The following is a 26,077-nucleotide window of genomic DNA, read 5'->3' on the forward strand; positions in this document are numbered from 1 at the left end:
GATCAAGCATTTGAGGCCAAGCTCAAGCGGATTGGGGTTGCGGTCGACGATGGCTGTCCAGGTGGTGCCGGGCAGAGGATGCCGGCCATCCGCCCGGCGAACGTTCGTCCACGCTCCTCACCCAGAGCGGCTCTCGCTGCGGCATAGATGCGGCTGAGCCTGAGCGCCGCTGTTACGGAAGTGACCCCATGCTTGGAGAGGAGCAGGGCATCCGCCGCGTGATCTTCGGCCGGCGGCCTGAGATCAAGCTCTCGGGGTTTCGTCGTCAGGGAGGACGTCAAGCTGGGCAGAAAGGGGATGGCCTCCCGATTCAACAGCCCATCGGCGTCAATCAACGCGCGATCCTTCGGCATCGCCTTCGCTTCCTCGGACTTTCCGTCGTCCAGCGAGACGATGATCATGAGCTCGCCGGGTACCAGCCCACGACGCTTGGCTTCGGCGAGGGCTGGGAACCAGAACCGCGCCGCGGACCGGTCCGCACCGGACACATGCGCCACTAGCGGAAGTCCGGTATCCGCCACCCATGCCGCCGCCGCCCCGAATGCCGTCAGACCGGCCCCGCTTGGCCGAGACCAGAGGTCATCGAAATTGACGAGGGTCGGGTCCGCGTGGAGGCTGGCCAACCTACCGCCAGCAAGGAGCATGGCAGCCATATCGGCCACATCCGTTGCGGGCCCGGTGACGACAGGAACCTCCCTCGCGGCGGCGAGCACCGCGAACTCAATCATCACTTCGACGCCTCGATCCGAGAACACTCCGGCGTCGCGGGCCGCTTGCTCGATATCCTTGAGCTGCAAGCGGTCAACATCTTCTTGGACCTCAAACACCGGATGACCGACAGCCGACCGCGTTCGACGGATCAGACGCCGCTCCTCGATCGTGAGATCCTCCATCCGGCCGGCAAGCGCGATTTCTGCCGCGCCCAAGTCCTCGACAGCTTTTGAGAGGTCGGAGTGGCGGACTTCCAAGTCCGCGAGCTCTGCGGCGGCTGCATCGACACGGCCCTGGTATTCCGCCATTTCAGCCTGCAGGCGGGCCTTCGCCCCCTCGGCGGCCTCTTCAGCCGTTCGCAAGGCTTCGGCCTTGGCGGCCTCAACGCTCGCCTCGATCTCTGAAAGAGCCTCGTTCCGCTTGCGCGAAAGATCTGCAAGTTCGCTCGCTTCCAGTTCCGCGACAGCGGCGCGAACCTGCTCCAGCCTACTCGCGGTTTCGACGTCCCACTCCGCCTTCACCTTGGACAGAGCTTCGGCTTCCAACCTCGGGATTTCGGCGAGGGCCTTCTCGTCCGCGAGTCTCCGCAGGGCTTCCTTTGTCTCCGGCTGCGAGGCGAGCGCGATCAGGAAGCCACCCATGGCGGCCATGTCTGACTCCAGCCGTTGGGCTATGGCGCCAGACCGCACCGCCTCTTCCAACACGAGGACATCGACGCCGCCGGCGACCGACAGTTCTCCGATCTCGTCCGCACGGGCGGCTAACGCCTCCAGCGCGGCAGCGGCTTCCTGTCGTGCGCCGGTTGCCAAAGCGCCCGAAACTGCACGCAGGTAATCCGCGTCGGACAACCAGTTCAGGGAACGGCCCGCCTGACCGGAGCTCTCGATATCGTAGAGTGTTAAGGGCTCGCCATCGACATCCAAGGGCAGGACTGCGGCGGGGTCGAATGCTCGAACGGGCAGACGGGCGAGATCTTTCCCGTAGGCACGATACCTGCCGTCAGCCTGCTGGTTCATGGCGACCCGCACCACTTCGGTGGCGCTGATTTTAACGGCCCAATCCCCGGCCGAGGCACTTTCGAGCCCAATCTCCACGAGCGCGCGGCGGCGGCTCTCAGGCGTCTCGCCCTCCGGAAGGTCCAGAAACCGCGAGACCCGTCTCGCGGCCAGGGCCTTCATCTTGGTGGGTGCGCGGTGTCTGTCGTTGGTGCCCGCAGAGAAGACGAACCAGTCCCCATCCTTCATCTGGGATGCCAGGACGCCGCGAAGCTCAACCGCTCCCTCCGGCGGAAACAGCGCGCGCCCATCCGCAACCTGTTTCCAAGTGCCGTCCTCCTGCCGCTCGGCAAACGGCGTGATCGTCCCGATAGCGTTCTGGCCCCGGGTCCCCCGTCCGGCCAGAAGATCCTTGCCCTTCGGCATCAGGACTGTTCCCCCCCAAAAACCGCACGACCGGGATCGAATGCGGCAAGCTGACCGCCGCTCCAGGCCAAACGAATCCTACCGTTCGCATGACGCGAAGATGATACCGCGTCGGTTCCAGTCTTACGATCGGTTACCGGCAAACCCTCGATCAGGGATGGCATGATCTTGCCAAGCCATGACAGGTCGTCATCGTCGACAACATAGGTTCTAATATTATCTAATACGCCCGCGTTGGAAGCATTCTTGATCCTCAGCGTTTCCGCCAAAGCATCCGGCAGATGAGCCTCCCGGGAAAGGCCAATCATCAGACCGTCCCTCGCCGCGAACAGGTGAGCGCCTGCGAGGCCGTGCGCGAGCACGACGGCGGCTGCGCGCGAGAGGAGCCTGGTCGTCTCGCCGGTCTCGTTGTTCGACACCAAGTAGATGTCGTGATCGCGGGCCCCGGGCTGTGACCATCGGGTCAGGGAAATGCGGCCCTTTCCCTCCTGGCCGTCGGCGACGAACCGCCTGGATTGCCAGTCCCATCTCGATGCTGGCTGACGGCCGATGAGCAGCAGAGGGGTGGGTTTCACTGCAAGACGACCGCCCGGACGTGCCACGTTCGGCAAAATGGGCCATCCGAGCCTGGCGCAGACCAGGTCGGCCCCGTCAGCTGCACACCCGATCACGGCCGGTGCAAGCGGCACCCGGCTGTTGCGCCTGAAGGCCTTCACGCCCGCAAGGGCGCATGCTTCCTTGAACTCGGCGATGAGCCGGGTGCCGACCGCTCCGTCTACGACCGCTACGTCGCCTGCCATGCGGAGCGCCGGCGGGCGAAGCGTCCAAACCCTGCCCCTCCATTGCGGGCGGAGGCGCGGCTGTACGAAGGATGCGTCCGCAAGCACCCGCAGGATCGCCCAGGGATCGACTGTCGGACCCAAACCGCTTTGGATAAGCGCGGTGAGTTCCGATTCATCCCACCCGGAGCGACCGCCGGCGTATACCGCTTCCGCAAGGTCATCCAACCCGGTCAGCTCGTTTGACCAACCGGTGGAGAAACCCTTGGCCAGGACAGGCGTGCCTTCGGGACCTTCCCAATCCACGGCCATCTCGAAGTTCGCCGTCGCGCCTCTTGGCCCATCGTGGACGTAGGCGGCTGTTGCGAAGGTCAGCCGCTTACACCACGCGCGGCCTTCGGAGGGTTCGACGAACCAGGGACCGCCCACCGGTCGCGTCGAGCGAAGCTGCATGGTGCCTCCCGCGTTCACCACGGAAAGATCGCCCTCCGCCTCGCGGCCCGGCCGCACGGTGCCGGTAGCACTCCCCGATGCGATCCGTGGCAGGAAGGGCGGAAGGCCAAGCCAGCTGCCGCCGGTCCTAACCCCGTCGAAGACCGATACGGGCTCCAATCGGACGTCCTTGTCCGCCCTGACCCCAGCGAGCGATGCCAACTCGTCGGCCTTGCCCGCCGGCATTGGCTTGATCGAAAAGTACCATGCCTCGGACAGGGCGAAGAGGCCCCGGAAGTCTCGAAGCCTCTTGTGCGCGTCCGGGGCGAACGCGAGCCGCAGCGAACCAGCGGTCGCCTCAAGTCCCGGCACGGAGCGCCACTGGCCGTACCCGGACTGCTCGAAGGCCAGCATACCGTAGCGCAGGGTCGGCGCCCTAATCGGCGCCTCCTTCTCCGCGACCCTCAGAGCATCCGAGAGGGTGGTCGGAGCCGGCGTCGGGGTGGTGCCGTCGGCCCGGACCACCCTGAAGATGGGCACACCGTCCTCGTCGAAGCTGCAGATGATCTGCCCCTCTGTCGCCGCTTCAACGTCCGTCGTCGGTGCGACGCAGAAATTCGCCAACCTCCAGAACGGATGCTCGGCGATGAAGCGATCCCCGGCCAGCCGCGCCGTCGAGAATTCCTGGAAGCTTTCTCTCATTCCGTCGGACGCCCTGGGAGAGTTGGCCAGGTACGGCTGGAAGAGGTGGATGAATTCAAGCGGCCGGGAAAGAATGTTCGGGTTGGACGTCAAGAACGTCCGGATCAGCGTTGCGTCCGACTTTGCCGGAAACGCGAGCTTACGGGTGAGCCCGATGTGGATCCAGTTCGCAGGGTAGGCCGGGAACACCAGGCTTCGGTATGGAAGGCCGGCCGACCGGCGGGTTTCCAACCATTCCTGAAGGTCATGCCACTTGGTCGCGACGCCAGGCAGCGCCCGGTAGCCGACGGTGACATTGAGGAAGCGGCGCAGCTTGTCATGGAAGTCGCCCCCAAGCCTCCTGCCGTCGTCGGGGCTGCTAGCGACGAGAAGCGTCAGGCAGAGGTAGGCGAAGTACCCCGGGCTCTCGTCGGACGCAGCGCTTGCCGGAAACCAGTCATGCTCAAGAGCGTCACGGAGGTTGGCGCTGCAGACGTGACGCTTGAACGAGGCGAGTGCCTGGCCGGCTGCATCGTCGCCGTCGAAGAAGCCAGCTTCTGCCAGCGTGGCCGCGGTAACCTCGAAGCTGGTGATGGGTGATGCATCGCCGCTCTCGTCGACCATTAGAAAGTGCCGCGTGAGCGCGCGTTCCCATCCCACAAAATCTGTGGGTGGAGCGTTGCCCCCCATCTTTTTCGTTCCCGAGGTCACACGGCCAAGGTAGCACCTTTTGGTTACGCCGCCAGACCTAAGCGAGCCTGCTACGATCTTAAGTCTGCGGCAGTTTCATGCTTGGCCGTTGGCTATGATCCATGCACTCCTGGACGGCACCAGGAGATTCGGGGGCGGGGTTCAGGGGGCGATGCCTAAGGCGGTTTCACTGTTCACCGGGTGCGGAGGCAGCGATGCCGGCCTCCACGCGTGCGGCTTCGACGTCGTCATGGCGAACGACGTCATGAGCTACGCGCGCGACGTCTACCTGGCCAATCTCCCGGAGACCGACTACGTCGTGGGCGATGTGAAGGGTATCGAATCCTTCCCCAAGGCCGACCTGCTCGCCGGTTGCTATCCATGCCAAGGGTTCAGCGTCGGCGGCGTGCGCGATCCCGACCGCGGCATCAACTACCTGTACCGTGAGTTCGACCGCGCGCTGCGCCAGATCAGGCCGAAAGCCTTCATCGTCGAGAACGTTTCCGGCATGCGCCGGGCCAACAACCAGCACCTCGCCGTCAATCAACTGACCCGCTTCCGCATGGCGGGGTACAAGGTTTCCTGGGCGGTTCTCGACGCACGGGAGTACGGGGTCGCCCAGGAGCGCTCCAGGATGTTCTTCGTCGGCATCAGGTCCGACCTCGGCATCGAGTACGAGTTCCCGGCGCCCACCCATGCCCTGCCCGGCAATGCCGCATCCGGTCTTCCCGGTTGTCCGACGATCAAGGACAGGATCGGGGGCATGCCCGAGTGGCCCGAAGGCGAGTTCGACGCCCAGCCATTCCATTGGTACTACCTGTCACGCGACCGCTGGCGCGGGTGGGATCAGGTGAGCAGGACCATCGTTGCCAACAGCCGGCATACGCCGCTGCATCCGATCAGCCCGAAGCTAGAACGGCTGGGGCCCGACGAGTGGCGCTTCGTTAGCGACGCGCCTGCCCGCCGGCTGTCCTACCGCGAGGCGGCGGCCCTGCAGGGTTTCGATGCCGACATGACGTTCCCTGACACGGGCGGCACCCGGCTGCGTTACCGGGTCGTCGGCAACGCAGTGCCCCCGCCGCTCTTCCAGGCCGTGGCGTCGGCCATTCCAGACATCTGGTGAGCGCCCACAAGAGCTGGGAAGGCGTACCGGAAGCCGTACGCACCTCGATGCGGGCGAACCGGTCGAAGGATACGCGTCCGGAGATGGCCGTCCGCTCCCTCCTGTGGGGGGCCGGTTACCGATACAGGCTCCATCGTCGCGACCTGCCGGGCAAGCCGGACATCGTGTTTCCAGGACGCCGGAAGGTGATCTTCGTCCATGGCTGCTTCTGGCACCAGCACGAGGGCTGCCGACGGGCAAGCAAACCGAAGTCCCGAATGGACTACTGGCGTCCCAAGCTCGAACGGAACCGGTCCCGCGACGCTGCTGCGCGGGAGGGCCTCTCCGCGGGCGGCTGGTCTTCCCTCGTCGTATGGGAGTGCGAGATCAAGGATCTCGACGCGTTGCTTGTGAGACTGCGCTCCTTCCTCGGCGTGAATGGAACACCCGAGGATGATTGACGCAAAGCCGTCCGCGGCGGATCCTGCACGCCGCTGCCGGCTGGACTGACGTGACGAACTCATACGAGACAAGAGGTCCTGGATCGCTTCCTCAATCGGGCGAGGGTGCAGCAGGACAGCATTGGACAAGGGAAGAGGTCAAACTCGTCGTCGCCGATTACTTCGCGATGTTTGAGAGCGAGATATCCGGGCGCAACTACAACAAGACCCTTCATAGAGAGGCGCTTCAAAAGCTGCTCACTAGAAGCAATAAATCTATCGATTTCAAGCACTGCAACATCAGCGCCGTACTGTCCGAGCTCGGGCTTCCATGGATACCGGGATACCAGCCGCTGCACCATTACCAACGGCTGCTGGTCGAAGAGGTAGAGCGTTATCTTGACCGTCTCGCGGAGATTGCTGGCCAACCGCCCAGGAAGACGCGACATCAGGCTGAGCCTGCCAAGATCTTCGTGGATGCGCCTCTCAGGCGACCCGGCGAGGCTAAGGTCCTGGAGCGGCTGATCCACAAGTTCGACCCGGCAGAGCGTGACGGGCGCAACCGCGCCTTGGGTCAGGCAGGGGAAGAGTTCGTGTTGGAGGTGGAGCGGAGCCGCCTGCATGCGGTAGGACGTACCGATCTCATCAAGGACGTCACATGGATCTCCCGGGATCTAGGAGATGGAGCCGGATACGACATTCTTTCCTTCGACCCTGCGACAGGCGGCGAAAAATACATCGAGGTCAAAACAACTCGCGGCGGCATTAAGACGCCATTTTTCTTGAGCCGCAATGAGGAGGCGTTCTCACGCGAACAACCAAAAGCATTCCACATTTATCGCGTCTTTGAGTATGGCGAGAAGTCCAGGATCTTTACGCTCAGGCCTCCTCTGGAAGATGCTGTAAGCCTGACCGTATCAACTTGGTCGGCGTCGTTTCGCTAGCTTTGCCTTCCTGATGCTGAGCTCACGCGGAACCATCGGGAACAGAACCAAGCAGCCTGGCACCAAGACCGAGATGCGCGCACCGCTGCGGAATAACTTGTTAACCATAACCTTGGTCTGCTGTGCGCTCCCACGTTGGGACGTCTTGCGCCGGTCCCCGTTTACCTGCACTTAAGGACCCATGTTCGCACGCACGAAATCCGTGGCGAGCCGGACGGGAGCTCCCGTGCCGGCCTGCGCCGATTCCTCCTCCCGAGGATAGCCACGCGGCGCTCGCGCTCGTGCCCGGGAGGCCGTTTGACGGAACCCTCCCGATGATCCCTGCGAACCGAACTCTTCTGAAACGAGCTGCCATCCCGGCCAGGGCCTGCCCTGGCCGCGACCAGTCATCGGCGCGCTTGCGCCACCTCGACACCCGCTTGGGCTGACCCGCCGCCACGGACGCGGCCGGCTGCCCCTGCGCGGAGGCAGCCGAAATGATCGAGTACATGAACGGCCCCGACCGGGAACATCACCGGGATCACTCCGACCAGGCGGATAACGCCGGACCCGCAGCCCTCTCGGCGCCCCCACCCGTCACTGAGGATCCCGCCCGGCACGTCGGCGAGATCTTCCGCCGCCTTACCCTCGCCAGCGAGACCTTCCCCGGCGCCGGGTTCGCCCGCATCGTCGCGGCGGTGCTCGTCGCCCTGGGCCGGGCCGCCCTGGATGAGGCCGAGCGGCAGGCCGCCAGGCTGCGCGAGCGGACGGCTCCGGCCGCGCCGGGGATCCGGGTCTCCGCGACCGCCCGGCGGGTCGACTTCGACGGCCTGGACATCGACCGTCCCGAGTAGCCCCCATGCCAAGGAGCAACCCGATGCCGCTTCACCACCGCTCGAAACGAATGACGCACGCTGCCGACTGGCAGCCAGGCCGCCGCGTGCCCGCGGGGAGCCGACCTTTCACCCGATCCGAGAGACCCACCGGGGCCTGACCGGCGCGCATGGACGCGCGGCGGCCTCGCGATGGAGGCCGCGATGAGTTTCAAGAAGCCCCGTACCATTCTGCGCGATCATGCTCGGGTCGCAGCCCATCAAACACACGACCTCGACGTTTTTGAAGGGCTGCCCGATGCGCCCGAGGCCGACGCCGGGCGGGAGCGTTCGCTTGCCGCCGCAGCCCAGCACCTGCCCGTCACGACCATCCTCGCGACGGTAATGGCGTTTGAGGCCCTGTCCGCTAGGGACCGCCGCCGCATCGAACGCGGCCGAGGTATCGCGGTGGTCGTCGGCGTGCCAGCCGCCGACTGGCTCACGCCAGTCGAGGACGCCATGTCCCGGCTGCGGTCGTGGGGACGAATCTTCAAGCGGTCCGGCGAAAGCCGGACGAACGACAAGCCGGAGGCCGGGAACGACGTCACCGCGGAGTTGCTCGCCGACGGCAGCAGCGTCCTCGGCGTGTCGACCGCGCCGGAGCGCTACCTCCCGTCCGCCCTCATGGCGGCGGCCGACGTCCGCGTCACACTGGGGATCCCGTCGGCGAAGGCCATCCGGACCGTGATCCGGCTGGCGACCGGCCGAAGCCCCCGCTCGGTGTCAGCGGGACTCGCGGCGGGGCTGACCGCGACGGAGATCGCGGCCTGCATCCGGAAGGGGAGCGGCGCCGCGGCCTGCGTCCGCCGACTGGAGGCCGCCTCCGCCTCGAAGCGCGCCGACGCGGACCAGGGGCTCGACGACGTGCCGCTCCTGGCCGACTGCCTTGGCTACGGCGAGGCCCAGGCATGGGGCCTCAGGCTCGTCGCGGCCATCGAGGAGCATAGGCGCGGCGAACGGCCCTGGTCGTCCATCGAGAACCGCAACATCCTCCTGTCCGGCGACGCGGGCACCGGCAAGACCAGGTTTGCGAGGATCCTGGCCAAGTCCGCTGGCCTCCCCTTAATCGCGACCAGCGTCTCGTCGTGGTTCGCCTCCACGGGCGGGTACCTTCACGACATCTGCAAGGCGGTGGACGCCGCTTTCGCCCGCGCCTCCGCACAAGGCGGACCGGCGATCCTACTGCTAGATGAAATCGACTCGGTCCCGAACAGGGCAACCGTCGACAATAGGTACCGTGACTATTGGGTGCCGGTCGTCAGCCACATCCTCCTGGCGCTCGACTCGGCGGTCTCGGGAGGCAACTCGCGGCTGATCGTCATCGGGGCGACCAACTTCCCGGACCGCCTCGACGAGGCGCTGGTTCGGCCTGGAAGGCTCGACAAGGCCGTCCACATCCCGAGACCGGATATCTCGGCCATCGCCGGCATCCTCCGGCAGCATCTCCGGGAAGCGCTGCCCGCCGAGGACCTGTTGCCCCTGGCCGCTATCGGCCAGGGAGCCACCGGCGCTGAGGTCGCCGGCTGGGCCCGTGGCGCGCGCATGCTCGCCAGGGAAGCCGGACGCGAGATGGTGCTCGGCGACCTCCTCGGGCAAATCGCCCCGCCCGAGACACGCTCGCCGGCCCAGCTCCTCGCAGTGGCCAGGCACGAGGCTGCCCACGCCACCGCGACCGAGCTTCTGCAGGTCGGCACGGTGACGAACCTCTCCTTGGTTTCAAGGGGTGCTTTCGCGGGCCGCACATCGGCGCGCCTGCGTGAGACCCTGTCGATGTCGGCGGCGGAGTTGGACGCCCTCATCGTCTCGACCCTGGCGGGACGCGCCGCCGACGAGCACTGGGGCCGGGTTACATCGGGGTCGGCCGGCAGAGCTGGCTCCGATCTGGCAGTCGCCACCAGCCTAGTCGTGGGCAAGCACGGCACCTGGGGGCTCGGCGGCTCGCTGCTTTACCGCGGCGACCAAGCCGCGGCGACGAACCTGCTCAAGGATCCGGCCTTCAGAAAGACCTGCGAGGCCGACCTCGACCGTCTCTACGGGCGCGCACGGGACTTCCTCAACCGGCATGCCGGCCTTGTCGACCGCCTGGCGCACCGTCTGGTCGAGCGTCGGGTAATGGGCGGCGACGAGGTCCGCAGCCTGATCGGCGCGCAGGCGTCAGGCGCAGGCGACGAGGGTGCCGTCGTCGCGGTGGGCGGCGTCCATGCCGGCCGCGAACTCGCGGCAGCCTTCGAGGGAGGGTCGCGTCATGGATGAGCGCATCCTCGCATTGCTCGGCACCTTGGCGGAGATCGAGCGCGAGCTCGGTCCTGCTGTCTATGACGGTGCCGTAGAGCGCGCCCGGTTGGCCGTGGCCGCCGAAATCATGGTCGAGGCCGAGCGCCGGGCGCTGCGGCACCGGGACCACCACAAGACCGGCAACGTCGTCTACCTGCGGGCGGTCGATCAGAGGGACGGAGGCGGCGATGCGAATCGCTAGCCCCTCCAAGCCCTGCCGCCGCGCGATCCCCAGGCGATCCGCCCCCTGCGATCACCGGTCGCAGGGGGGCCGTTTTGGGGGCTTAAATCGGGCCTCCGGGCGGGGCTGGGGCCGCTCGCCGCATGCGGCCCGAACCTGCATCCGGACCGCCTCCCGAGACGGAGGTCGGGCGGCGCTTTCAAACCGAAACGACGGGTCTGGCGGCCGCTCGACGGAACTGCCCGGCGCGGTTCCGGAGCAAGGAATAACGCGCCAATTCTATCAGGATCAAATTCCTGATTTTTGCGGCTCGCCGCCATGTTCAAGGATTGTCGTCAGGATCGCTTGTCCGATCCTTGGTGCTTGGGGTGGGCACCGATCCGGGCTTTCAGACAGCCCGGAAGGGTCCGCCGGATCGATCCCAGACCCGGCCTTCGGCCGGTTCGGCGGCCAGGAGACCGCGTGGCTTCGCCGGGTTTTGGCGCCTCATCTGAGCCGACCGTCGCCGGCCGCGGGTCGGGGCTTTTCGACCGATTCGCGCTCTTGGCGAGGCCGACAAGCGCTTGCCTCCGCCTCGAATTCGAGTCTGGATGGGGGTGCCCGATGACCGGGCCTGGACCGAGCGACGGCCAGGCCCCGGCCACCGCGGCCCCCATCACGATGGGCGACCTCATCACGGAGACGGAGGCCTACGAGGTCTACGGCGATGTGCTTGAGGACAAGCAACTGCGGCGCGCCAGGCAGGAGCGCCGCATCGGATACCTGCGCCGCAAGCGTAGGATTATATACCGCAGAGACGAACTCGAAAGATACGTTCAGGCCATCCTTACAGAAGGGTACGTGGAACCATGTCTGACCCCCGAAAGGCCGCGTTCAACGCGGCCGAGAATGACGACGTCGCCCCCGACGCCCCCCGTGTCGGCAGGTCCACCCGCCGCTTCAGGGCGACGGACGGACGCCGTGCTTCTAAGAGCCGCCGAGAGGCTCCGCCGCCCTCCATCCGCAACGCGCTGAGAAAGCAGCGGAAGAGCCCCGCCCGGCCGCCGCACGTGGCCATCGTCCGTGCTCTCCTCGCGATGGGCGAGGCCGCCGAGAAGGACGGCGGGACCTTCGTCATCGAGGGGTACAAGCTGAAGACCCTGGGCATCTCGCCCAACTTCTACATCGCCAAGTACAACGAGGCGCTCGGCTACGACGACAAGGTCAGCCTCGGGATTGCGGACGAGCAGGAGGCGAAGACGCAACTCGCGACCCTCGTCGCCCAGGAGCTCGGCGGGGAAATCTCCGGGCCGTTCGCGGGCGAGAACGACCTGCCAGTCGAGGTCGTCGTCGAACTCTACCTGCTTAGCAATCCCAAGAGGAATAAGAGCTGGGCGAGCACCTCCGGGTCGACGCTCCGCGGTCTCGAAAGGGTGCTGCCCGGCGTGACGGTGGGCGAGTTCTCCAAGCGCAAGCAGAAGACCCTCATCAACGAACTCGCTGACGGGGTTGCCGGCAGGGCGATGATGGTCGGCTCGGTCTCCAACTGCATGATCCTGATCAAGGCGGCCATCAACTGGGCCTGCGAGGAGGACGACGACCGCAACCGGCTGCTCACCGTGCTGCGCCCGCCCGTCCTGAGCAGCAAGGGGGATGTCGCCGCCGTCCTGGGTGTCCCCGAGCCTGAGGCGCGGAACTGGCACGCTTCCCTGGAGCAGACCGCCGCCTTCCTCAGGCTCGTCCAGGATGACGAGAAGCTGCGGAGGTGGGCGCTCCTGGAACTCGCTTTCGTCTGCCGGGCGGACGCGGCGGCCGCCGCCACCTCGGCGCAGATCGACCTGCGCCAGGGCGTCTACCACCTGAACCCGGAGGGCCGGCGACAGGAGAAGCACAAGTACCGTCCGTCGCTCCCGCTGCCGCCATCCCTTCTCGCGGAAATCTCCTGCTGGGGTGAGGGCTGCTGGGTGGGCGAGGAGGTCGTCGATCTCCGTGCGCGCTTCAAGGCCGCCGGTGCCCGGCTCGGCCTGGGCATCGACTTCGTCCCGTCGAGCATGCGCGACTTCGGGGCGACGATGCTGCGCGAGGCCTATGTCCGCTACGGCTGCCCGGTGGTCCCCGAGCACCAGCACAAGATGTGGATGGGGCACCGCGAGAAGAGCATCAACCACCTCTACGGCCAGTTCTCGCCGGCCTACCTCCTGTTCGCCAGGAACGCCATCGAGTGCGTCCTGCACGACCTCGACCGGCTCAGCGGCGGGGTGCTGTTCCGCAACGCCCGCGCCGCCGGCACGCTGCCGCCCGGCCCGGTCGTGATCGACCCGGAGAAGCTCCGCGGCGTCGGCATGGACGCGCTCTCTGGCAAGTCTGGCAAGCCGGCCGCCGCCTCCGAAGGCGAGGAGGGGGACAAAATTACTGCGCGTCCCATTCCCACCAAGGGGGAGGGGGAGATGAAAGCCTGGGGCCGGGCGGTCGTCATCGGCTCCAACCGGGCAAAAACGGGCGGTGTCGGGTCCCTGCAGGGGCGGTTCTGCCAAGTTCAGGCAAGCCCGGATTGGGTGAACGAGAGGCCGGACGGCATCGCCGCCCGTCTCCTGGAACAGGGCTTCAGGATCGTCGAGTTCTGGCCCGAGGGCGATGAGAGCGGCAACCCGCAGCTGTTCGTCGTCGGCAAGTCGGCGAAGCTGCTGTCGGACGAGGACGCCCGGCGGGTCTGCAACTCCTCCTGGACCCAATGGGTCAAGGGGCGCCGGGTGTTCGAGCCCGGCGCGCAAGCGCCCATGGGCATGAAGGTCGACGACGAGGTGGCGCCTATGGTCAAGGTCACGCGCTCGCCGCCGCTCCCGCCTGGCCGCCGCAAGCCCGCGTCCAAGCGGCGCAACAAGTACGACCCCCGCTAAGCGCGCAGGGCTACCAGGAACCCAGCACGGCCTGGAAGCTGTGATGGTTAGAACCTACCGAAACTGCCCTTAACGGGTTCATCCACCGTTTGCCGGCCTACCCGCATAATTGTTACGACGTGATAGATCCCCGCCGCCCGCAGCACGTCGTTGGTCTCGTTCGAGATCAGCCCGCGCTTTCCCGTGACGAGGGCCGCCGCGACGGCCCCAGCCTGCCCGCCGATCGCCTCGGTGATGCGCCGGGTGAAGGCGTTGCGGGCCGCGTCGATCGCGGCCGCGAGGCGCAGCGACGGCGGCAGGGATTCCGCCGGGGCCCCGATCTCGACCTTGCCGACCAGCGAGCCCACCGCGCCGATCCCGCGGAAATAGGCGTCGCGGGCGAAATCGTAGCCGCCCGGACGCACCGCCTCCGGCGGCGGCAGCAGGCGGGCGGTGGCGCGGATCGTGTCGCCCGGCCGCACCGACGGCGCCGCGCGGGTCGAGACCCGCACCCGCCGCGGGCGCTGCGCCGCGTCGAGATCGCCGAAGGTCTCGACCCGTACGATCAGCCGCGCGCCGCCCTCCCGCTCGTCGAGCCCTTCGACGAGGCCGGCGAGCGGCGCGATGGTGACGCGGGTCAGCACCGGCCCCGCGACGGAGGCGACTCGCCAGATTCCGGCCGCGAAGCCGAGGAAGAGCGCGGCGAGGGCGAGGACCAGCGCGAGCGCGACCGGGCGGGCGCGCAGGACCGGCGTCACGGCGAGGCAGAGCCCCGCGGCGATCAGCGGCGCGGCGAGCGAGGGCGCCCCGTCCGTCGCCGTAAAGAAGACGAGAATGCCGGCGCCGAAGGCGACGGCGAGCCAGGGGAACAGCCGGCGCTGCTCCGCCTCGCGGGCGAGGCCGGCGCCCAACGCCGCGATCGTGCCGTGCCAGAGCTGCGAGGGGGCGGGCGCGCGACCGCCGAGGAGGGCCGGAACCGCCCCGCCGATCGCCCTGCCGCCGCCCTGCGCCATGCCCCGCCACGTCCCGAGACCTGCGATGCCCGCGCGACGGGCAAACGTGACGAATTCTTAACGCATCCGCTCGCTCGTGCTACACGCCGGCCGAGACCGGCCGCGGCCGCCCTCCTGCCATCCCCACTTTCTCAAAAGAAGCCTCCCAGCCGCCGATGTCGTCACCGGTCGTCACGCGCTTTGCGCCCTCGCCCACGGGCTTCCTGCATATCGGGGGAGCGCGCACGGCCCTGTTCAATTGGCTCTACGCCCGCCGCTTCGGCGGCCGGATGCTGCTGCGCATCGAGGACACCGACCGGGAGCGCTCGACGCAAGCCGCGATCGACGCGATCCTCGACGGGATGCGCTGGCTCGGCCTCGATTGGGACGGGGAGGTGATCTACCAGTTCGCCCGCGCCGAGCGGCACCGCGACGTCGCCGAGAGCCTGCTCGCCTCGGGCAACGCCTACCATTGCTACGCCAGCGCCGAGGAGCTGGCGCAGATGCGCGAGACCGCCCGCGCCGAGGGCCGCGCCCCGCGCTACGACGGCCGCTGGCGCGACCGCGACCCGTCCGAGGCGCCCGCGGGCGTGAAGCCGGTGATCCGCCTGCGCGCACCGACGGAGGGCGAGACCGTGGTCGAGGACGCGGTGCAGGGCCGCGTCACCTGGGCCAACCGCGACCTCGACGACCTCGTGCTGCTGCGCTCCGACGGCACCCCGACCTACATGCTCGCCGTCGTCGTGGACGACCACGACATGGGGGTCACCCAGGTGATCCGCGGCGACGACCACCTTACCAACGCCGCGCGCCAGAGCCAGATCTACCGCGCGCTGGGCTGGGAGGTGCCGGCGATGGCGCATATCCCGCTCATCCACGGGGCGGACGGGGCCAAGCTGTCCAAGCGCCACGGCGCGCTCGGCGTCGAGGAGTACCGCGACCGCGGCTACCTGCCCGCCGCCCTGCGCAACTACCTCGTGCGGCTCGGCTGGAGCCACGGCGACCAGGAAGTCTTCTCCACCGAGGAGATGATCGCCGCCTTCGACCTGAAGGCGATCGGCCGCTCGGCGGCGCGGTTCGACTTCACGAAGCTGGAGAGCCTCAACGGGCTCTACATCCGCGGCAGTGCCGATTCGGTGCTGGTCGATGCCATCGACGCGATCCTGCCGGCACGCGGTCCGGAGCGCGGTCTGCCGACCGCCCTGACGCCGGATCTGCGCGAAAAGCTCGTATCGGCGATGCCCGGCCTGAAGGAGCGCGCCAAGACCCTCGTCGAGCTCCTCGACAGCGCCTACTACCTCTACGCCCCGCGCCCCTTGGCCCTCGACGCCAAGGCGGAGGGCCTGCTCGCCGGCGAGGCGGTGGAGCGGCTGCGCGCCCTCCTGCCGGCGCTGGAGGCCCTGCCGGAATGGAATGCCGCGGCGACGGAAGGGGCCGTGCGCGGCTTCGCCGAGAGCGAGGGGGTCAAGCTCGGTCAGATCGCCCAGCCCCTGCGGGCGGCCCTCACCGGCCGCGCCACCTCGCCGCCGGTGTTCGACGTGATGGCCGTGCTCGGCCGCGACGAGGCCCTGGCCCGCCTGCGGGATCGTCTGCCGGCCTGACGGCGCCGCGCGCGGCGGATCAACGCATCCGGCATGCGGGCGCGTCGATCGGATCGGCTCGTCCGACCGCGATCTCGCCGCCGCCGTCGGCATGGCAGCGGCACGAATGACAATCCAGCGTGAATGACAGCGCTCGACTCGGACGGCGGCAGACGATGTCGCCTGACACCCGAAACTCTTGCCTCACGCGGCGTTTCGGCGTCATCATCGTCCCGGCGGAGCGCTTAGACTGTTCGACACCTGTTGCGCCGAGGGGCTCGAAGCAGGTTTCATCCCGCCCGGACGGTGACAGACACGGCCCATTTTTCGCATATGCGAAGAAGCCGTGAGCGGCCCACCGTTGCTGGGCGCCGACCGATCCGCTAACCCGGTGCTTCAGTGAGCGGGCGCAGTGCTCTGCTGCGGCGCCACAACGGAGCGGGAGGCGGGCCTCCCGCTCCGGTGCTGTTCCCGTCGCGAGAAAGGGTCCGCGATCCCATGAGCGCTTCCGCCAGCACCATCATCGTGGGCGACAACCACGTCGAACTTCCCATCAAGACCGGAACGATCGGCCCCGACGTGGTCGATATCGGCAAGCTCTACGCCCAGACCGGCAAGTTCACCTTCGATCCCGGCTTCACCTCGACCGCCTCCTGCGAGTCGAAGATCACCTATATCGACGGCGACGAGGGCGTGCTGCTCTATCGCGGCTACCCGATCGAGCAGCTTGCCGAGCAGGGCGACTTCCTCGAGACCGCCTACCTGATGCTGTTCGGCGAATTGCCGACCTCCGCCCAGAAGGCGGATTTCGATTACCGGGTCACGCGCCACACCATGGTGCACGACCAGATGAACCGCTTCTTCCAGGGCTTCCGCCGCGACGCCCACCCGATGGCGGTGATGGTGGCCTGCGTCGGCGCGCTCTCGGCCTTCTATCACGACTCGACCGACATCTCGGACGAGCAGCAGCGGATGATCGCCTCCCTTCGCATGATCGCGAAGATGCCCACGCTGGCGGCGATGGCCTACAAGTATACGATCGGCCAGCCCTTCGTGTATCCGAAGAACGACCTCGACTACACCTCGAACTTCCTGCGGATGTGCTTCGCGGTGCCGTGCGAGGAGTACGTCATCAACCCGATCTACGCCCGCGCCCTCGACAAGATCTTCATCCTGCACGCCGACCACGAGCAGAACGCCTCGACCTCCACGGTGCGGCTGGCCGGCTCCTCGGGCGCCAACCCCTTCGCCTGCATCGCCGCCGGCATCGCCTGCCTGTGGGGCCCCGCCCATGGCGGCGCCAACGAGGCGGCGCTGAAGATGCTGATGGAGATCGGCCACCCCGAGAACGTGCAGAAATACGTCGCCAAGGCGAAGGACAAGAACGATCCCTTCCGCCTGATGGGCTTCGGCCACCGGGTCTACAAGAACTACGACCCGCGCGCGCGCATCATGCAGAAGACCACCCACGAGGTGCTCAACGAACTCGGGCTCAAGGACGACCTCTTGGAGGTCGCGGTGCAGCTCGAGCAGATCGCGCTCAAGGACGAGTATTTCATCGAGAAGAAGCTCTACCCGAACATCGACTTCTACTCGGGCATCACCCTCAAGGCCCTCGGCTTCCCGACCTCGATGTTCACGGTACTGTTCGCGCTCGCCCGCACGGTCGGCTGGATCGCGCAATGGGCCGAGATGATCGAGGATCCGTCCCAGAAGATCGGCCGCCCGCGCCAGCTCTATATCGGTCCCGACCGGCGCGACTACGTGGCGATCGGCCAGCGGAGCTGAGTACAGCCAGAACATCGGGGGCGCTCAAGCGCCCCCTTTTTCCGTCGCGGGCCGTGCCGTCTATCGGTCCCAGCGGCGATACACGTTGTCGTGCGGCCCGAGATCGACCGCTGCATACACATCATCACCGTCCTTCCGTAGGATGATGCGATCCCCTCTCGTCGGATTGATGATGAAATAACCGATCCGGCCGACGAGCGGACGGAATCGGAGGCTCGGCAAGCCGGGCTCCTCGGCGAACTTCAGCAACGCCCGCCCGGCCGCCTTCCGGCGATCGGGCGGCAGGCTTCTGAGGCCGGCTTCGAAACCGGCCTCGATCGTCAGTCGGATCGTCACGCAGCGCCGAGACCGGCGAGGTAACCGGCAAGGTCATCCGTCGTCTCGAATGTTCGCCCCCCCCGGGCGGCGGGATCGATGTCGGCCCGGACAGCACGCAGAAAGAGAGCATAATCGAGGAGCGCATCGACGATCCGCTTCTCCGTTGCCACGATCCGGCCCCCGAACGCGCGGTGGGCGGCCGCGAGCGAAGGATCCGTCCGGAACGCCGTCTTCACCTCGCGGGCGATGCGCTTCTGCAATCGAGCGCCCTGCTTGGCCCGCATCTCCGCAACCGTTTCAAAATCGTCGATCGTCGCCGAGAGGAGCCGCAGATCCTCGGCGGACCGGCTCTCGATCGTCGCGCCTTCGACCGAGCGGCGCGCCCGTTCCATGGTCGCGATCCATGAATTGGCCGCTGCGTCGAAGCCATCGGCCAGCCGACGACCGATCCGTAGCGCTTGCTCGGCGGCAGCACTGCGCAGAACCTGCTCCTCCACCAGCGCGGGTCGCTCGGGAGGGAAGGGGATATGGAGCGATTCGATGATGGCGGGATCGAGCATGCCGCATCCTACAGCATCGGCTTTGCCCGAGAAGCGGCGTCGCCCATGATCGGTCGGCGAAAGGACCGGCCGCGCATCGCGCGACCTGACGTCAGATCCCAAGATCGCGCTTCAGGCGCACGACAGCCCGATCCAGCGCTCCGAGAAACGCCGAGCGGTCCTTCGGCGAGAACGGCTTCGGCCCGCCGGTGATGGCACCCGCTTCCCGCAGTTCCTGCATCAGATTGCGGGTCGCGAGCGCGAGACCGACGGACGAGTCCGTGAAGGCTTTTCCGTTCGGCGCGAGCGCGACGGCGCCGGCCTTCACGCAGCGGCTCGCGAGCAGCACGTCGGCGGTGACGACGATGGCGCCGCGCCCCGCCCGCTCGGCGATCCAGTCGTCGGCCGCGTCGAACGTGTCGCCGACGACGACGCGCTCGATCCAGGGCTCGCGCGGCAGATTGAGAAAGCTGTTCGAGACGACGTAGACGTGGAGGCCGTAGCGGGCGGCCACGCGATAAACCTCGTCCTTCACCGGGCAGGCATCGGCATCGACGTAGATCGCGATCCTCGGAACCGTGGCGTCCTCGCTCATGCCGCCCGCCGTGCCTCCAGCACGATCCGGGCGGCCGCCCGGCTCGGTTCCTCGTCGCCGGCGAGTCGCATCCGGCCGTCGATGCGGGCGAGCGCGTCGAGCTGGGTCCGCCGGGCGGGGCCGCCGGCGAGGAGCGGCGCCAGAGTCTCGGCCAGCCGCTCCGGCGTGCAATCGGCCTGCACGAATTCCGGCATGGCGTTCTCGGACAGGATCAGGTTCGGGAGCACGATCGTCGGCACCTGGATCAGGCGCCGGGCGATCACCTCCTCGACCCGCGAGACCTTGTAGGCCACCACCATCGGCACGCCGGCGAGCGCCAGTTCGAGCGTCACGGTGCCGGAGGCCGCCAGCGCCGCTCGCGCCCGGCGGAAGGTGGCGTACTTGTCCGCTTCGCCGTGCACGATCCGCGGATGCCGCTCCCAGGCGGCGGCGAGGCGCTCGATCAGGGCGCGGTGGCGGCTCACGGCGGGCAGCTCGATCTCGAACGGTCCGATCCGCCGGGCGAGGTCCGCGACGGTGCGGCCGAAGACCGGCATCAGCCGCTCGATCTCCGAGCGGCGCGAGCCCGGCAGGACCGCGAGGACCGGCGGGCGCCCCTCGCGGATGGCGGCCTCCTCGGGGGAGGGGCGCAACTCGGCCAGGCGCTCGATCAGCGGGTGGCCGACATAGGAGCAGGGCGGCCCGCCGAGGCGGCGATGCGCCTCCGGCTCGAAGGGGAGGAGGGCGAGCACATGGTCGATGAAGGGCACCATGCCCTTGGCCCGCCAGGGCCGCCACGCCCAGACGCTCGGCGAGACGTAATCGACGATCGGCAGATCCGGCAGGCGCTTGCGCACGCGGGTGGCGACGGCGTGGGTGAAGCCGGGGCTGTCGATGATGACGAGCACGTCGGGTTGCCCCGCGACGACGTCGTCCACCGTCTCGCGGATGCGCCGCAGCAGGGTGCGGGCACGGGCGAGCACCGGCAGATAGCCCATCACCGCCACGTCATCGATGGGGAAGAGCGAGCGGAAACCCTCCGCCTCCATCGCCTCGCCGCCGACGCCGCCGAGGGTCAGCGGCGCGGGCGAGAGGGCCCGCAGCGCCCGGATCAGCTTGGCGCCGAGCTGGTCGCCGGAATCCTCGCCCGCGACGAGCCAGATCCGCCGGTGCGTCACGGGGCGACCTCCACGCCGATCAGGAAGAGGCCCGCCGCATCCGCCGCGGCCACCGTCGCCTCGCCGTCGATCACCAGGGTGTGGCCGGCGCCGATGGCGATGCCGGCGCAGCCCGCCTGCGCCGCCCGGCGCACGGTGCGCGGGCCGATGGCCGGCAGGTCGATGCGCAGATCCTGGCCGAGCTTCGGCAGCTTGACGAGGACCGTCCCCTTGGCGGGCGTGCCGCGGCCGAACGGCTTGCGATTGAGCGCGCGGGCGCGGGCGAGCATGCGGTCCGTGCCCTCGGGCCCCTCGACGGCGATGATGCGCTCGGCAGCCACCACGGCCGCCTGCCCCACGTCGAACGGGCTCAGGGCGCCGAGCATGGCCCGTCCCGTGGCGATCGACAGGATGGCGTCGGCATCCGGCTCCACCTTGCCGTGACGGCCGAGCCGGCCGAGCAGGTCGGGCGCGACCTCGTGGACGCCGAGCACCCGGTGCCCGTTCTCCTCCAGCAGCGACAGCACCGCCCGCAGGAGCCGGTCGTCGCCGCCGGCGAGGCTCTTCAGGATGTCGCGGTTGCGCACGGCGTGCGCCGCGTTGAGGAGGGCGGCCGGGCTTGGGCGGGTGACGCCGCCGGCCGGCACCACGGCGGCGGGAGCCCATTCCTTCAGGATGCGCAGGGTGCCGGGGATGTCGAGGAGATCGACCACTGCGTCGGCCCGCCGTCGCATCGCCCGCTCGGTGAAGCCGCGCACGGCGAGGATCCGGAACGGCCGGCGCGCCCGATCGAGGGAGGCCGCGACCAGTTCCGGCAGGTGGCCCGCACCGGCCACCAGGGCGAGGGGCCGGGCGGGATCGGTCACGGCGGGTCGCCTCAGGCCGCCGCGGCGACGGCGCGGGGCGTGCAGATCGAGCGCTTGCCGCCCTCGCGGATGAAGGCAAGGATCTCGTGGATCGCCGGATGGGTGTCGAACTCGGCCGCCACGTCCTCGACGCGCTCCATCAGCGTGCCTTCCTGGGCGAAGAGCAGCCGGTAGGCCCGGCGCAGGGCGTGGATGTCCTCGCGCGAGAAGCCGCGGCGCTGGAGGCCGATGATGTTGAGACCGGAGAGGTAGGCCCGGTTGCCGAGCACCATGCCGTAGGGGATGCAGTCGTTCTCCAGCCCCGAGAGGCCGCCGACGAAGGCGTGGTTGCCGACGCGGGCGAACTGGATCACCGCCGCGCCGCCGCCGAGGATGGCGTAGTTGCCGACGTGGCAATGGCCGGCGAGCATCACGTTGTTGGAGAAGACGACGTGGTCGCCGACCCGGCAATCGTGGCCGACATGGCTGTTGGCTAGGAAGGCGCAGCCGTTGCCGACCACCGTCTCGAGGCCGCCGCCGGCGGTGCCGGGATTCATCGTCACGCCTTCGCGGATCAGGCAATCGGAGCCGACGGCGAGCGTCGAGGGCTCGCCGCGGAATTTGAGATCCTGCGGCGGGTGGCCGATCGAGGCGAAGGGATAGATCTTGGTCCGCGCGCCGACCGTGGTCCGGCCGGCGACCACGACGTGGCTGATCAGCTCGCAGCCGTCGCCGAGCACGACCTCGGGTCCGATATGGCAGAACGGACCGATCCGCACGCCGTCCCCGAGCCGGGCGCCGTCCTCGACGACGCTGCTCGGGTGAATGCCTTCCCGCACCGCGCTCACTCCGTCACCAGCATGGCGCCGATCTCGGCCTGCGCCACGAGCGTGCCCTCGACACGGGCCTCGCCGCGGAACCACCACATGGTCTTGCGCTGGTTCAGCTTCGTCATGTGGAAGCGGACCTGATCGCCGGGCACCACGGGCTTGCGGAACTTGCACTTGTCGATCGTCATGAAGAAGACCTGCTTGGTCTTCAGCTCGTCGCTCATGATGTGGCGGCAGCAGATCGCGCCCGCCGTCTGGGCCATGCCCTCGATCAGCAGCACGCCGGGGAAGACCGGAAGGCCGGGGAAGTGCCCGGTGAATTGCGGCTCGTTCGCCGTGACGTTCTTGATGCCGATGCAGCTCTCGTCCCGGTCGATCTCTATGATGCGGTCGATCATCAGGAAGGGATAGCGGTGGGGCAGCAGTTCCAGCACCTTCTGGATGTCGGCCGAACCCAACTCCCGCGTCTCGCTCATCGGTCCCAACGCTCCCCGCCCATGCCTGTCCGGCGGCATCCGCCGCGGGATCCGGTGCCTTTATCCGGTGAAGGCCGCCCTCTTCGGCAGAAAATCGGGCAGATGCAAGACTTTTGCGCTGGCGGACGCCCCGGCCGAGTGCGAACGGCACGGTTGCCGGCCCCGCTACGGGCTCAACCGCCGAGCGTTTCCTCGACAAGGCGCGGGTTCTTCTCCAGGAGCGCGAGGAGCACGCGGGCAGGTCCCTCCGGCCGCCGCCGACGCTGCTCCCAGTTCCGCAGAGTGCCGACGGCCACGCCAATGCGGCGGGCAAAGGCGTCCTGCGAGAGGGCGGACGCCTTCCGCACCGCCGCCACGTCGATCTCGTGGGGAACATGGACCCGCAAGCCGGGGACGGCCTCGCCGCGGGCATGGGCGGCGGCCTGCTCGATGCTGCGCGTCAGTTCCTGGAACGTCGCCTCATCCATGGATTCATCCTCGGACGAGCCATCGCACGGGGCCGGCATTCCATCAATTCCCCTCATCCTGAGGTGCCCGCGCCAGTGGGCCTCGAAGGATCGTCCAGACATCGCGCGGGATCTGGAGGATCCTTCGAGGCCGCTTGCGCGGCACCTCAGGATGAGGGTGCAGGTTGGATGATACGGTTTCCGTTTGATCGCTTTGGTACTGCTTCCCGTCGTCCCGGGGCCGCGCAGCGGAACCCGGGATCCATCCGAGATGCGTGGCTCAAAGCGGCATCCTCAAAGTGGCATCACGGGTAGATTGCACGCCTCCGGCGCGCCCCTTCGGGTCCGGGTTCGCCTTCGGCGCCCCGGAATGACGGCGGTGGGGGTCTGGACCGAACCAATCAGCCGGAAACCGTATGACGCGTTGCGATTGCCGTCGAGATCGCAGGCTGACGTCAGATCGATCGGGAGATGCAATCCTCAAACGACTTCCGATTGGTCAGCTCGGGCTTTGCTCCTCTCCGTCATCGCGAGGCGGAGCCGAAGCGATGACGGCGAAGGACCGAAGCGATCGACCGGATGCCGTATCAAACAATCCGCCGATCCAGCCGGATGATCCGGCACGGGTCGCCCGCCTTGGCCGGGCCCGCATGGGCTGAGCGGATCAGGAGGGCCTCGCTGCTGCCGAGCACCGAGAGCATCGAGGAATCCTGGCGCGTCTCGGGGTGGACGACCGGCAGGCGGTCCGGCGCCGTGTCGAGGCGGGCGCGCAGGTAGTCCTGGCGAGCATCGTTCTCCGGCATGTCGCGGCCGAGGATCGCCGGCTCGCTGCGGTCCTCGCCCGCGCGCGGGTCGCCGAGGAGCGCCCGGATCGCCGGCACCACGAAGAGCAGGCCGCAGACGATCGAGGAAACCGGATTGCCCGGCAGGCCGATCACCGACATCGGGCCGAGTCGCCCGTGCATCAGCGGCTTGCCGGGGCGCAGGGCCACCCGCCAGAAGCCGAGTTCGAGCCCCTCGGCGCCGAGGGCCGCCTGGACGAGGTCGTGGTCGCCGACCGAGGCGCCGCCCAGCGTCACCAGAAGATCGGCCTCCGCCGCGCGCGCCCGGCCGACCGCCTCGCGCAAAGAGCCGAGATCGTCGCGAACGATGCCGAGATCGACGACCTCCGCGCCGGCCTCCAGGCTGAGGGCGCCCAGCGCGAGACCGTTCGAGGCGGTGATCTGGTCCCAGGCCGCCGGCTCGCCCGGCCGCACCAGCTCGTCGCCGGTCGCGAGCACGGCGACCCGCGGCCTGCGCCGCACCGGCAGCACGGCGTAGCCGGCGCTGGCGGCGAGCGCGAGGCGGCGCGCGTCGAGGGTGTCGCCCGCCCGCACCAGCGTCTCGCCCTCGCGGAAATCGAGGCCGGCCCGGCGCAGGAAGCGTCCCACCGCCGCCGGCTCGCGGGCGATCACGGTCTCGCCCTCGGCCGCGACATTCTCCTGGATCAGGATCGCGTCGGCCCCCTCGGGCACCGGCGCGCCGGTGAAGATCCGCACCGCCTCGCCCGGCCCCAACGTTCCGGAAAATCCGTGGCCGGCGGCGCTGGTGCCGATCAGGCGCAGGCGCGCCAGGGCGTTCGTCACGTCGGCGGCGCGCACGGCGTAGCCGTCCATGGCGGAGGCCGGGAAGGGCGGCTGGGTCCGCTGGGCAGTGAGATCGGCGGCCAGGGTGCGGCCGGCGCCCTGGGCGATGGGGATCTCTTCGACCGCCACCGGTGCGGGGATGGCGGCGAGGATCTTTGCAAGCGCCTCGGCGACCGGGAGCAGGCTCATGGCTCGGCGTTCCACGCGCCGGACTTGCCGCCCTCCTTCGACAGGAGGCGGATGCCCTCGATGCGCATGCCGCGGTCGGCGGCCTTCACCATGTCGTAGACCGTCAGGCAGGCGATCGAGACGGCGGTGAGCGCCTCCATCTCGACGCCGGTCTGGCCCTGCACCTTCACCTCCGCGGTCAGCCGCAGGCCGGGCAGGGCGCCGTCCGGCTCGCAGGTCAGCCGCACCTTGGTGATCAGGAGCGGGTGGCAGAGCGGGATCAGCTCGTGGGTGCGCTTGGCGGCCATGATGCCGGCGAGCCGCGCGGTGCCGATGACGTCGCCCTTCTTGGCATCGCCCTCGCGGATCAGCGCCAGGGTCTCGGGGCGCATCACCACCACGCCCTCGGCCACGGCCGTGCGCGAGGTCGCGGCCTTGTCGGAGACATCGACCATGTTGGCCGCGCCGGTCCGGTCGATATGGGTCAGGGCGACGCCGCTCACCGGCCGGCCTCCCCGAACAGCAGGGCCCTGGTCGCCGCGGTCACGTCGGCCTGCCGCATCAGGCTCTCGCCGACGAGGACGGTGTCGAGCCCGTGCTGCCTCAGCCGCAGCACGTCGGCGTGGGTGCCGATGCCGCTCTCGGCCACCGCGATCCGGTCGGCGGGGATGCCCGGCTTCAGGTCGATCGCCGTCTCGAACGAGACCTCGAAGGTCTTGAGGTTGCGGTTGTTGACGCCGACGAGCCGGGTGCCGAGCGGCAGCGCCCGCTCCAGTTCCGCGGCGTCGTGGACCTCGACCAGCACGTCCATGCCGAGGTCGTGCGCGGTCTCTGCGATGGCGGCGGCCTCCGCGTCGTCGAGGCAGGCCATGATGACGAGGACGCAATCGGCGCCCCAGGCGCGTGCCTCGTAGACCTGATAGGGCTCGAACAGGAAGTCCTTGCGCAGAACCGGCAGGTCGCAGGCCGCGCGGGCCTCGGTCAGGAACTCGGGCGCGCCCTGAAAGGAGGGCGTGTCGGTGAGTACCGACAGGCAGGTGGCGCCGCCCGCTTCATACGCCTTCGCCAGCGTCGTCGGATCGAAATCGGCGCGGATCAGGCCCTTGGAGGGCGAGGCCTTCTTGATCTCGGCGATCAGCGCGGGGCGGTTTTCGGCGATGTGCCGGGCGATGGCATCGGCAAAGCCGCGGGGCGGCTCGGCCTTGGCCATCTGCTTCTCGAGCTTGGCCAGCGGCACGCGCAGTTTCGCCTCGGCGATCTCGCGGCGCTTGTAGGCCTCGATCCGCGCCAGCACGCTCGCCCGCTCGGGAGCGGTCGCGGCAGGCCCGATGGTCACGTCGGCCACGATGTCGTCCATCGGTCTGTCCTTGGAGGCGTT

22 protein-coding genes and 1 pseudogene are annotated in these 26,077 nt (G+C 68.5%); 9 read left to right on the forward strand and 14 right to left on the reverse strand.

Going from position 1 to position 26,077, the window contains the following annotated elements:
* Positions 1-2 precede the first annotated feature (2 nt).
* Both ABS772_RS16490 and ABS772_RS16495 read right to left on the reverse strand, forming a co-directional pair.
* On the reverse strand, positions 3-2,132 hold the full coding sequence (locus ABS772_RS16490) for a hypothetical protein (protein ID WP_350395896.1): 2,130 nt from the start codon (positions 2,130-2,132) through the stop codon (positions 3-5).
* Positions 2,132-4,648: a hypothetical protein gene (locus tag ABS772_RS16495; protein ID WP_350395897.1), complete on the reverse strand. Its 2,517-nt coding sequence runs from the start codon at positions 4,646-4,648 to the stop codon at positions 2,132-2,134. The genes ABS772_RS16490 and ABS772_RS16495 overlap by 1 nt, the downstream gene beginning before the upstream one ends.
* 238 nt (positions 4,649-4,886) lie before the next feature.
* Between ABS772_RS16495 and ABS772_RS16500 the strand changes: the two genes are divergently transcribed.
* From ABS772_RS16500 to ABS772_RS16530, 7 genes are all read left to right on the forward strand, one after another.
* Positions 4,887-5,837: a DNA cytosine methyltransferase gene (locus ABS772_RS16500; protein ID WP_350395898.1), complete on the forward strand. Its 951-nt coding sequence runs from the start codon at positions 4,887-4,889 to the stop codon at positions 5,835-5,837.
* Positions 5,834-6,277, forward strand: a complete 444-nt coding sequence (locus tag ABS772_RS16505; RefSeq protein WP_350395899.1) for a very short patch repair endonuclease — start codon at positions 5,834-5,836, stop codon at positions 6,275-6,277. The genes ABS772_RS16500 and ABS772_RS16505 overlap by 4 nt, the downstream gene beginning before the upstream one ends.
* On the forward strand, positions 6,274-7,200 hold the full coding sequence (locus tag ABS772_RS16510; RefSeq protein WP_350395900.1) for a DUF3883 domain-containing protein: 927 nt from the start codon (positions 6,274-6,276) through the stop codon (positions 7,198-7,200). The genes ABS772_RS16505 and ABS772_RS16510 overlap by 4 nt, the downstream gene beginning before the upstream one ends.
* Positions 7,201-7,676: 476 nt before the next feature.
* Complete coding sequence (locus ABS772_RS16515) at positions 7,677-8,033, forward strand: hypothetical protein (RefSeq protein ID WP_350395901.1); 357 nt, start codon at positions 7,677-7,679, stop codon at positions 8,031-8,033.
* Between the two features lie 183 nt (positions 8,034-8,216).
* Positions 8,217-10,304 (forward strand): AAA family ATPase, encoded by a 2,088-nt coding sequence (locus ABS772_RS16520; protein ID WP_350395902.1) that lies wholly within the window; start codon positions 8,217-8,219, stop codon positions 10,302-10,304.
* Entirely contained in the window at positions 10,297-10,527 is a 231-nt protein-coding gene (locus ABS772_RS16525) for a hypothetical protein (RefSeq protein ID WP_350395903.1), read from the forward strand. The genes ABS772_RS16520 and ABS772_RS16525 overlap by 8 nt, the downstream gene beginning before the upstream one ends.
* A gap of 1,028 nt (positions 10,528-11,555) precedes the next feature.
* Complete coding sequence (locus ABS772_RS16530; protein WP_350395904.1) at positions 11,556-13,382, forward strand: hypothetical protein; 1,827 nt, start codon at positions 11,556-11,558, stop codon at positions 13,380-13,382.
* Between the two features lie 107 nt (positions 13,383-13,489).
* Here the strand turns inward: ABS772_RS16530 and ABS772_RS16535 are convergent.
* A pseudogene (locus ABS772_RS16535) lies at positions 13,490-14,374 on the reverse strand (DUF4131 domain-containing protein); the annotation flags it as partial.
* A 155-nt stretch (positions 14,375-14,529) separates the two neighbouring features.
* Between ABS772_RS16535 and gltX the strand changes: the two are divergent.
* On the forward strand, positions 14,530-15,954 hold the full coding sequence (gene gltX, locus ABS772_RS16540; RefSeq protein WP_350395905.1) for a glutamate--tRNA ligase: 1,425 nt from the start codon (positions 14,530-14,532) through the stop codon (positions 15,952-15,954).
* 477 nt (positions 15,955-16,431) lie between these two features.
* Positions 16,432-17,721 carry a citrate synthase gene (gene gltA / locus ABS772_RS16545; protein ID WP_238255471.1) on the forward strand — a complete coding sequence of 430 codons (1,290 nt, stop codon included), beginning with the start codon at positions 16,432-16,434 and terminating at the stop codon, positions 17,719-17,721.
* Positions 17,722-17,781: 60 nt separating this feature from the next.
* Here gltA and ABS772_RS16550 read toward each other — a convergent pair whose 3' ends face one another.
* From ABS772_RS16550 to trpC, 11 genes are all read right to left on the reverse strand, one after another.
* Positions 17,782-18,057 (reverse strand): hypothetical protein, encoded by a 276-nt coding sequence (locus tag ABS772_RS16550; RefSeq protein WP_238255472.1) that lies wholly within the window; start codon positions 18,055-18,057, stop codon positions 17,782-17,784.
* A complete protein-coding gene (locus ABS772_RS16555; protein ID WP_350395906.1) occupies positions 18,054-18,599 on the reverse strand; it encodes a hypothetical protein in 546 nt (181 codons plus the stop codon). The genes ABS772_RS16550 and ABS772_RS16555 overlap by 4 nt, the downstream gene beginning before the upstream one ends.
* Before the next feature lie 91 nt (positions 18,600-18,690).
* The gene (locus tag ABS772_RS16560) at positions 18,691-19,173 is read right to left on the reverse strand and encodes a YaiI/YqxD family protein (protein WP_350395907.1); all 483 of its coding nucleotides are present in this window, start codon (positions 19,171-19,173) and stop codon (positions 18,691-18,693) included.
* Complete coding sequence (gene lpxB / locus ABS772_RS16565; protein ID WP_350395908.1) at positions 19,170-20,330, reverse strand: lipid-A-disaccharide synthase; 1,161 nt, start codon at positions 20,328-20,330, stop codon at positions 19,170-19,172. The genes ABS772_RS16560 and lpxB overlap by 4 nt, the downstream gene beginning before the upstream one ends.
* Positions 20,327-21,175, reverse strand: coding sequence for an LpxI family protein (locus ABS772_RS16570; RefSeq protein WP_350395909.1), 849 nt, complete (start codon positions 21,173-21,175; stop codon positions 20,327-20,329). The genes lpxB and ABS772_RS16570 overlap by 4 nt, the downstream gene beginning before the upstream one ends.
* Positions 21,176-21,186: 11 nt before the next feature.
* A complete protein-coding gene (lpxA, locus tag ABS772_RS16575) occupies positions 21,187-21,993 on the reverse strand; it encodes an acyl-ACP--UDP-N-acetylglucosamine O-acyltransferase (RefSeq protein WP_238256684.1) in 807 nt (268 codons plus the stop codon).
* A 5-nt stretch (positions 21,994-21,998) separates the two neighbouring features.
* The gene (gene fabZ, locus ABS772_RS16580; RefSeq protein WP_238256685.1) at positions 21,999-22,460 is read right to left on the reverse strand and encodes a 3-hydroxyacyl-ACP dehydratase FabZ; all 462 of its coding nucleotides are present in this window, start codon (positions 22,458-22,460) and stop codon (positions 21,999-22,001) included.
* Positions 22,461-22,633: 173 nt separating this feature from the next.
* Positions 22,634-22,927 carry a helix-turn-helix domain-containing protein gene (locus ABS772_RS16585; protein ID WP_350395910.1) on the reverse strand — a complete coding sequence of 98 codons (294 nt, stop codon included), beginning with the start codon at positions 22,925-22,927 and terminating at the stop codon, positions 22,634-22,636.
* Between the two features lie 566 nt (positions 22,928-23,493).
* Positions 23,494-24,720, reverse strand: a complete 1,227-nt coding sequence (locus tag ABS772_RS16590) for a molybdopterin molybdotransferase MoeA (protein WP_350395911.1) — start codon at positions 24,718-24,720, stop codon at positions 23,494-23,496.
* Positions 24,717-25,202, reverse strand: coding sequence for a cyclic pyranopterin monophosphate synthase MoaC (moaC, locus tag ABS772_RS16595; protein WP_350395912.1), 486 nt, complete (start codon positions 25,200-25,202; stop codon positions 24,717-24,719). The genes ABS772_RS16590 and moaC overlap by 4 nt, the downstream gene beginning before the upstream one ends.
* Positions 25,199-26,056, reverse strand: a complete 858-nt coding sequence (gene trpC / locus ABS772_RS16600) for an indole-3-glycerol phosphate synthase TrpC (RefSeq protein WP_350395913.1) — start codon at positions 26,054-26,056, stop codon at positions 25,199-25,201. Before trpC ends, moaC begins: the two co-directional genes overlap by 4 nt.
* Positions 26,057-26,077: the final 21 nt, after the last annotated feature.

Source organism: Methylorubrum podarium (genome assembly GCF_040270385.1).
Taxonomy (GTDB): Bacteria; Pseudomonadota; Alphaproteobacteria; order Rhizobiales; family Beijerinckiaceae; genus Methylobacterium; species Methylobacterium podarium.

Bases quoted from the DNA above. Each gene is read 5' to 3' on its own strand.
- ABS772_RS16490 (WP_350395896.1), bottom strand. From the start codon at position 2,132: ATGCCGAAGGGCAAGGATCTTCTGGCCGGACGGGGGACCCGGGGCCAG.
- ABS772_RS16495 (WP_350395897.1), bottom strand. From the start codon at position 4,648: ATGGTCGACGAGAGCGGCGATGCATCACCCATCACCAGCTTCGAGGTT.
- ABS772_RS16500 (WP_350395898.1), top strand. From the start codon at position 4,887: ATGCCTAAGGCGGTTTCACTGTTCACCGGGTGCGGAGGCAGCGATGCC.
- ABS772_RS16515 (WP_350395901.1), top strand. From the start codon at position 7,677: ATGATCGAGTACATGAACGGCCCCGACCGGGAACATCACCGGGATCAC.
- ABS772_RS16520 (WP_350395902.1), top strand. From the start codon at position 8,217: ATGAGTTTCAAGAAGCCCCGTACCATTCTGCGCGATCATGCTCGGGTC.
- ABS772_RS16525 (WP_350395903.1), top strand. From the start codon at position 10,297: ATGGATGAGCGCATCCTCGCATTGCTCGGCACCTTGGCGGAGATCGAG.
- gltX (WP_350395905.1), top strand. From the start codon at position 14,530: ATGTCGTCACCGGTCGTCACGCGCTTTGCGCCCTCGCCCACGGGCTTC.
- gltA (WP_238255471.1), top strand. From the start codon at position 16,432: ATGAGCGCTTCCGCCAGCACCATCATCGTGGGCGACAACCACGTCGAA.
- ABS772_RS16555 (WP_350395906.1), bottom strand. From the start codon at position 18,599: ATGCTCGATCCCGCCATCATCGAATCGCTCCATATCCCCTTCCCTCCC.
- ABS772_RS16560 (WP_350395907.1), bottom strand. From the start codon at position 19,173: ATGAGCGAGGACGCCACGGTTCCGAGGATCGCGATCTACGTCGATGCC.
- fabZ (WP_238256685.1), bottom strand. From the start codon at position 22,460: ATGAGCGAGACGCGGGAGTTGGGTTCGGCCGACATCCAGAAGGTGCTG.
- ABS772_RS16585 (WP_350395910.1), bottom strand. From the start codon at position 22,927: ATGGATGAGGCGACGTTCCAGGAACTGACGCGCAGCATCGAGCAGGCC.
- ABS772_RS16590 (WP_350395911.1), bottom strand. From the start codon at position 24,720: ATGAGCCTGCTCCCGGTCGCCGAGGCGCTTGCAAAGATCCTCGCCGCC.
- trpC (WP_350395913.1), bottom strand. From the start codon at position 26,056: ATGGACGACATCGTGGCCGACGTGACCATCGGGCCTGCCGCGACCGCT.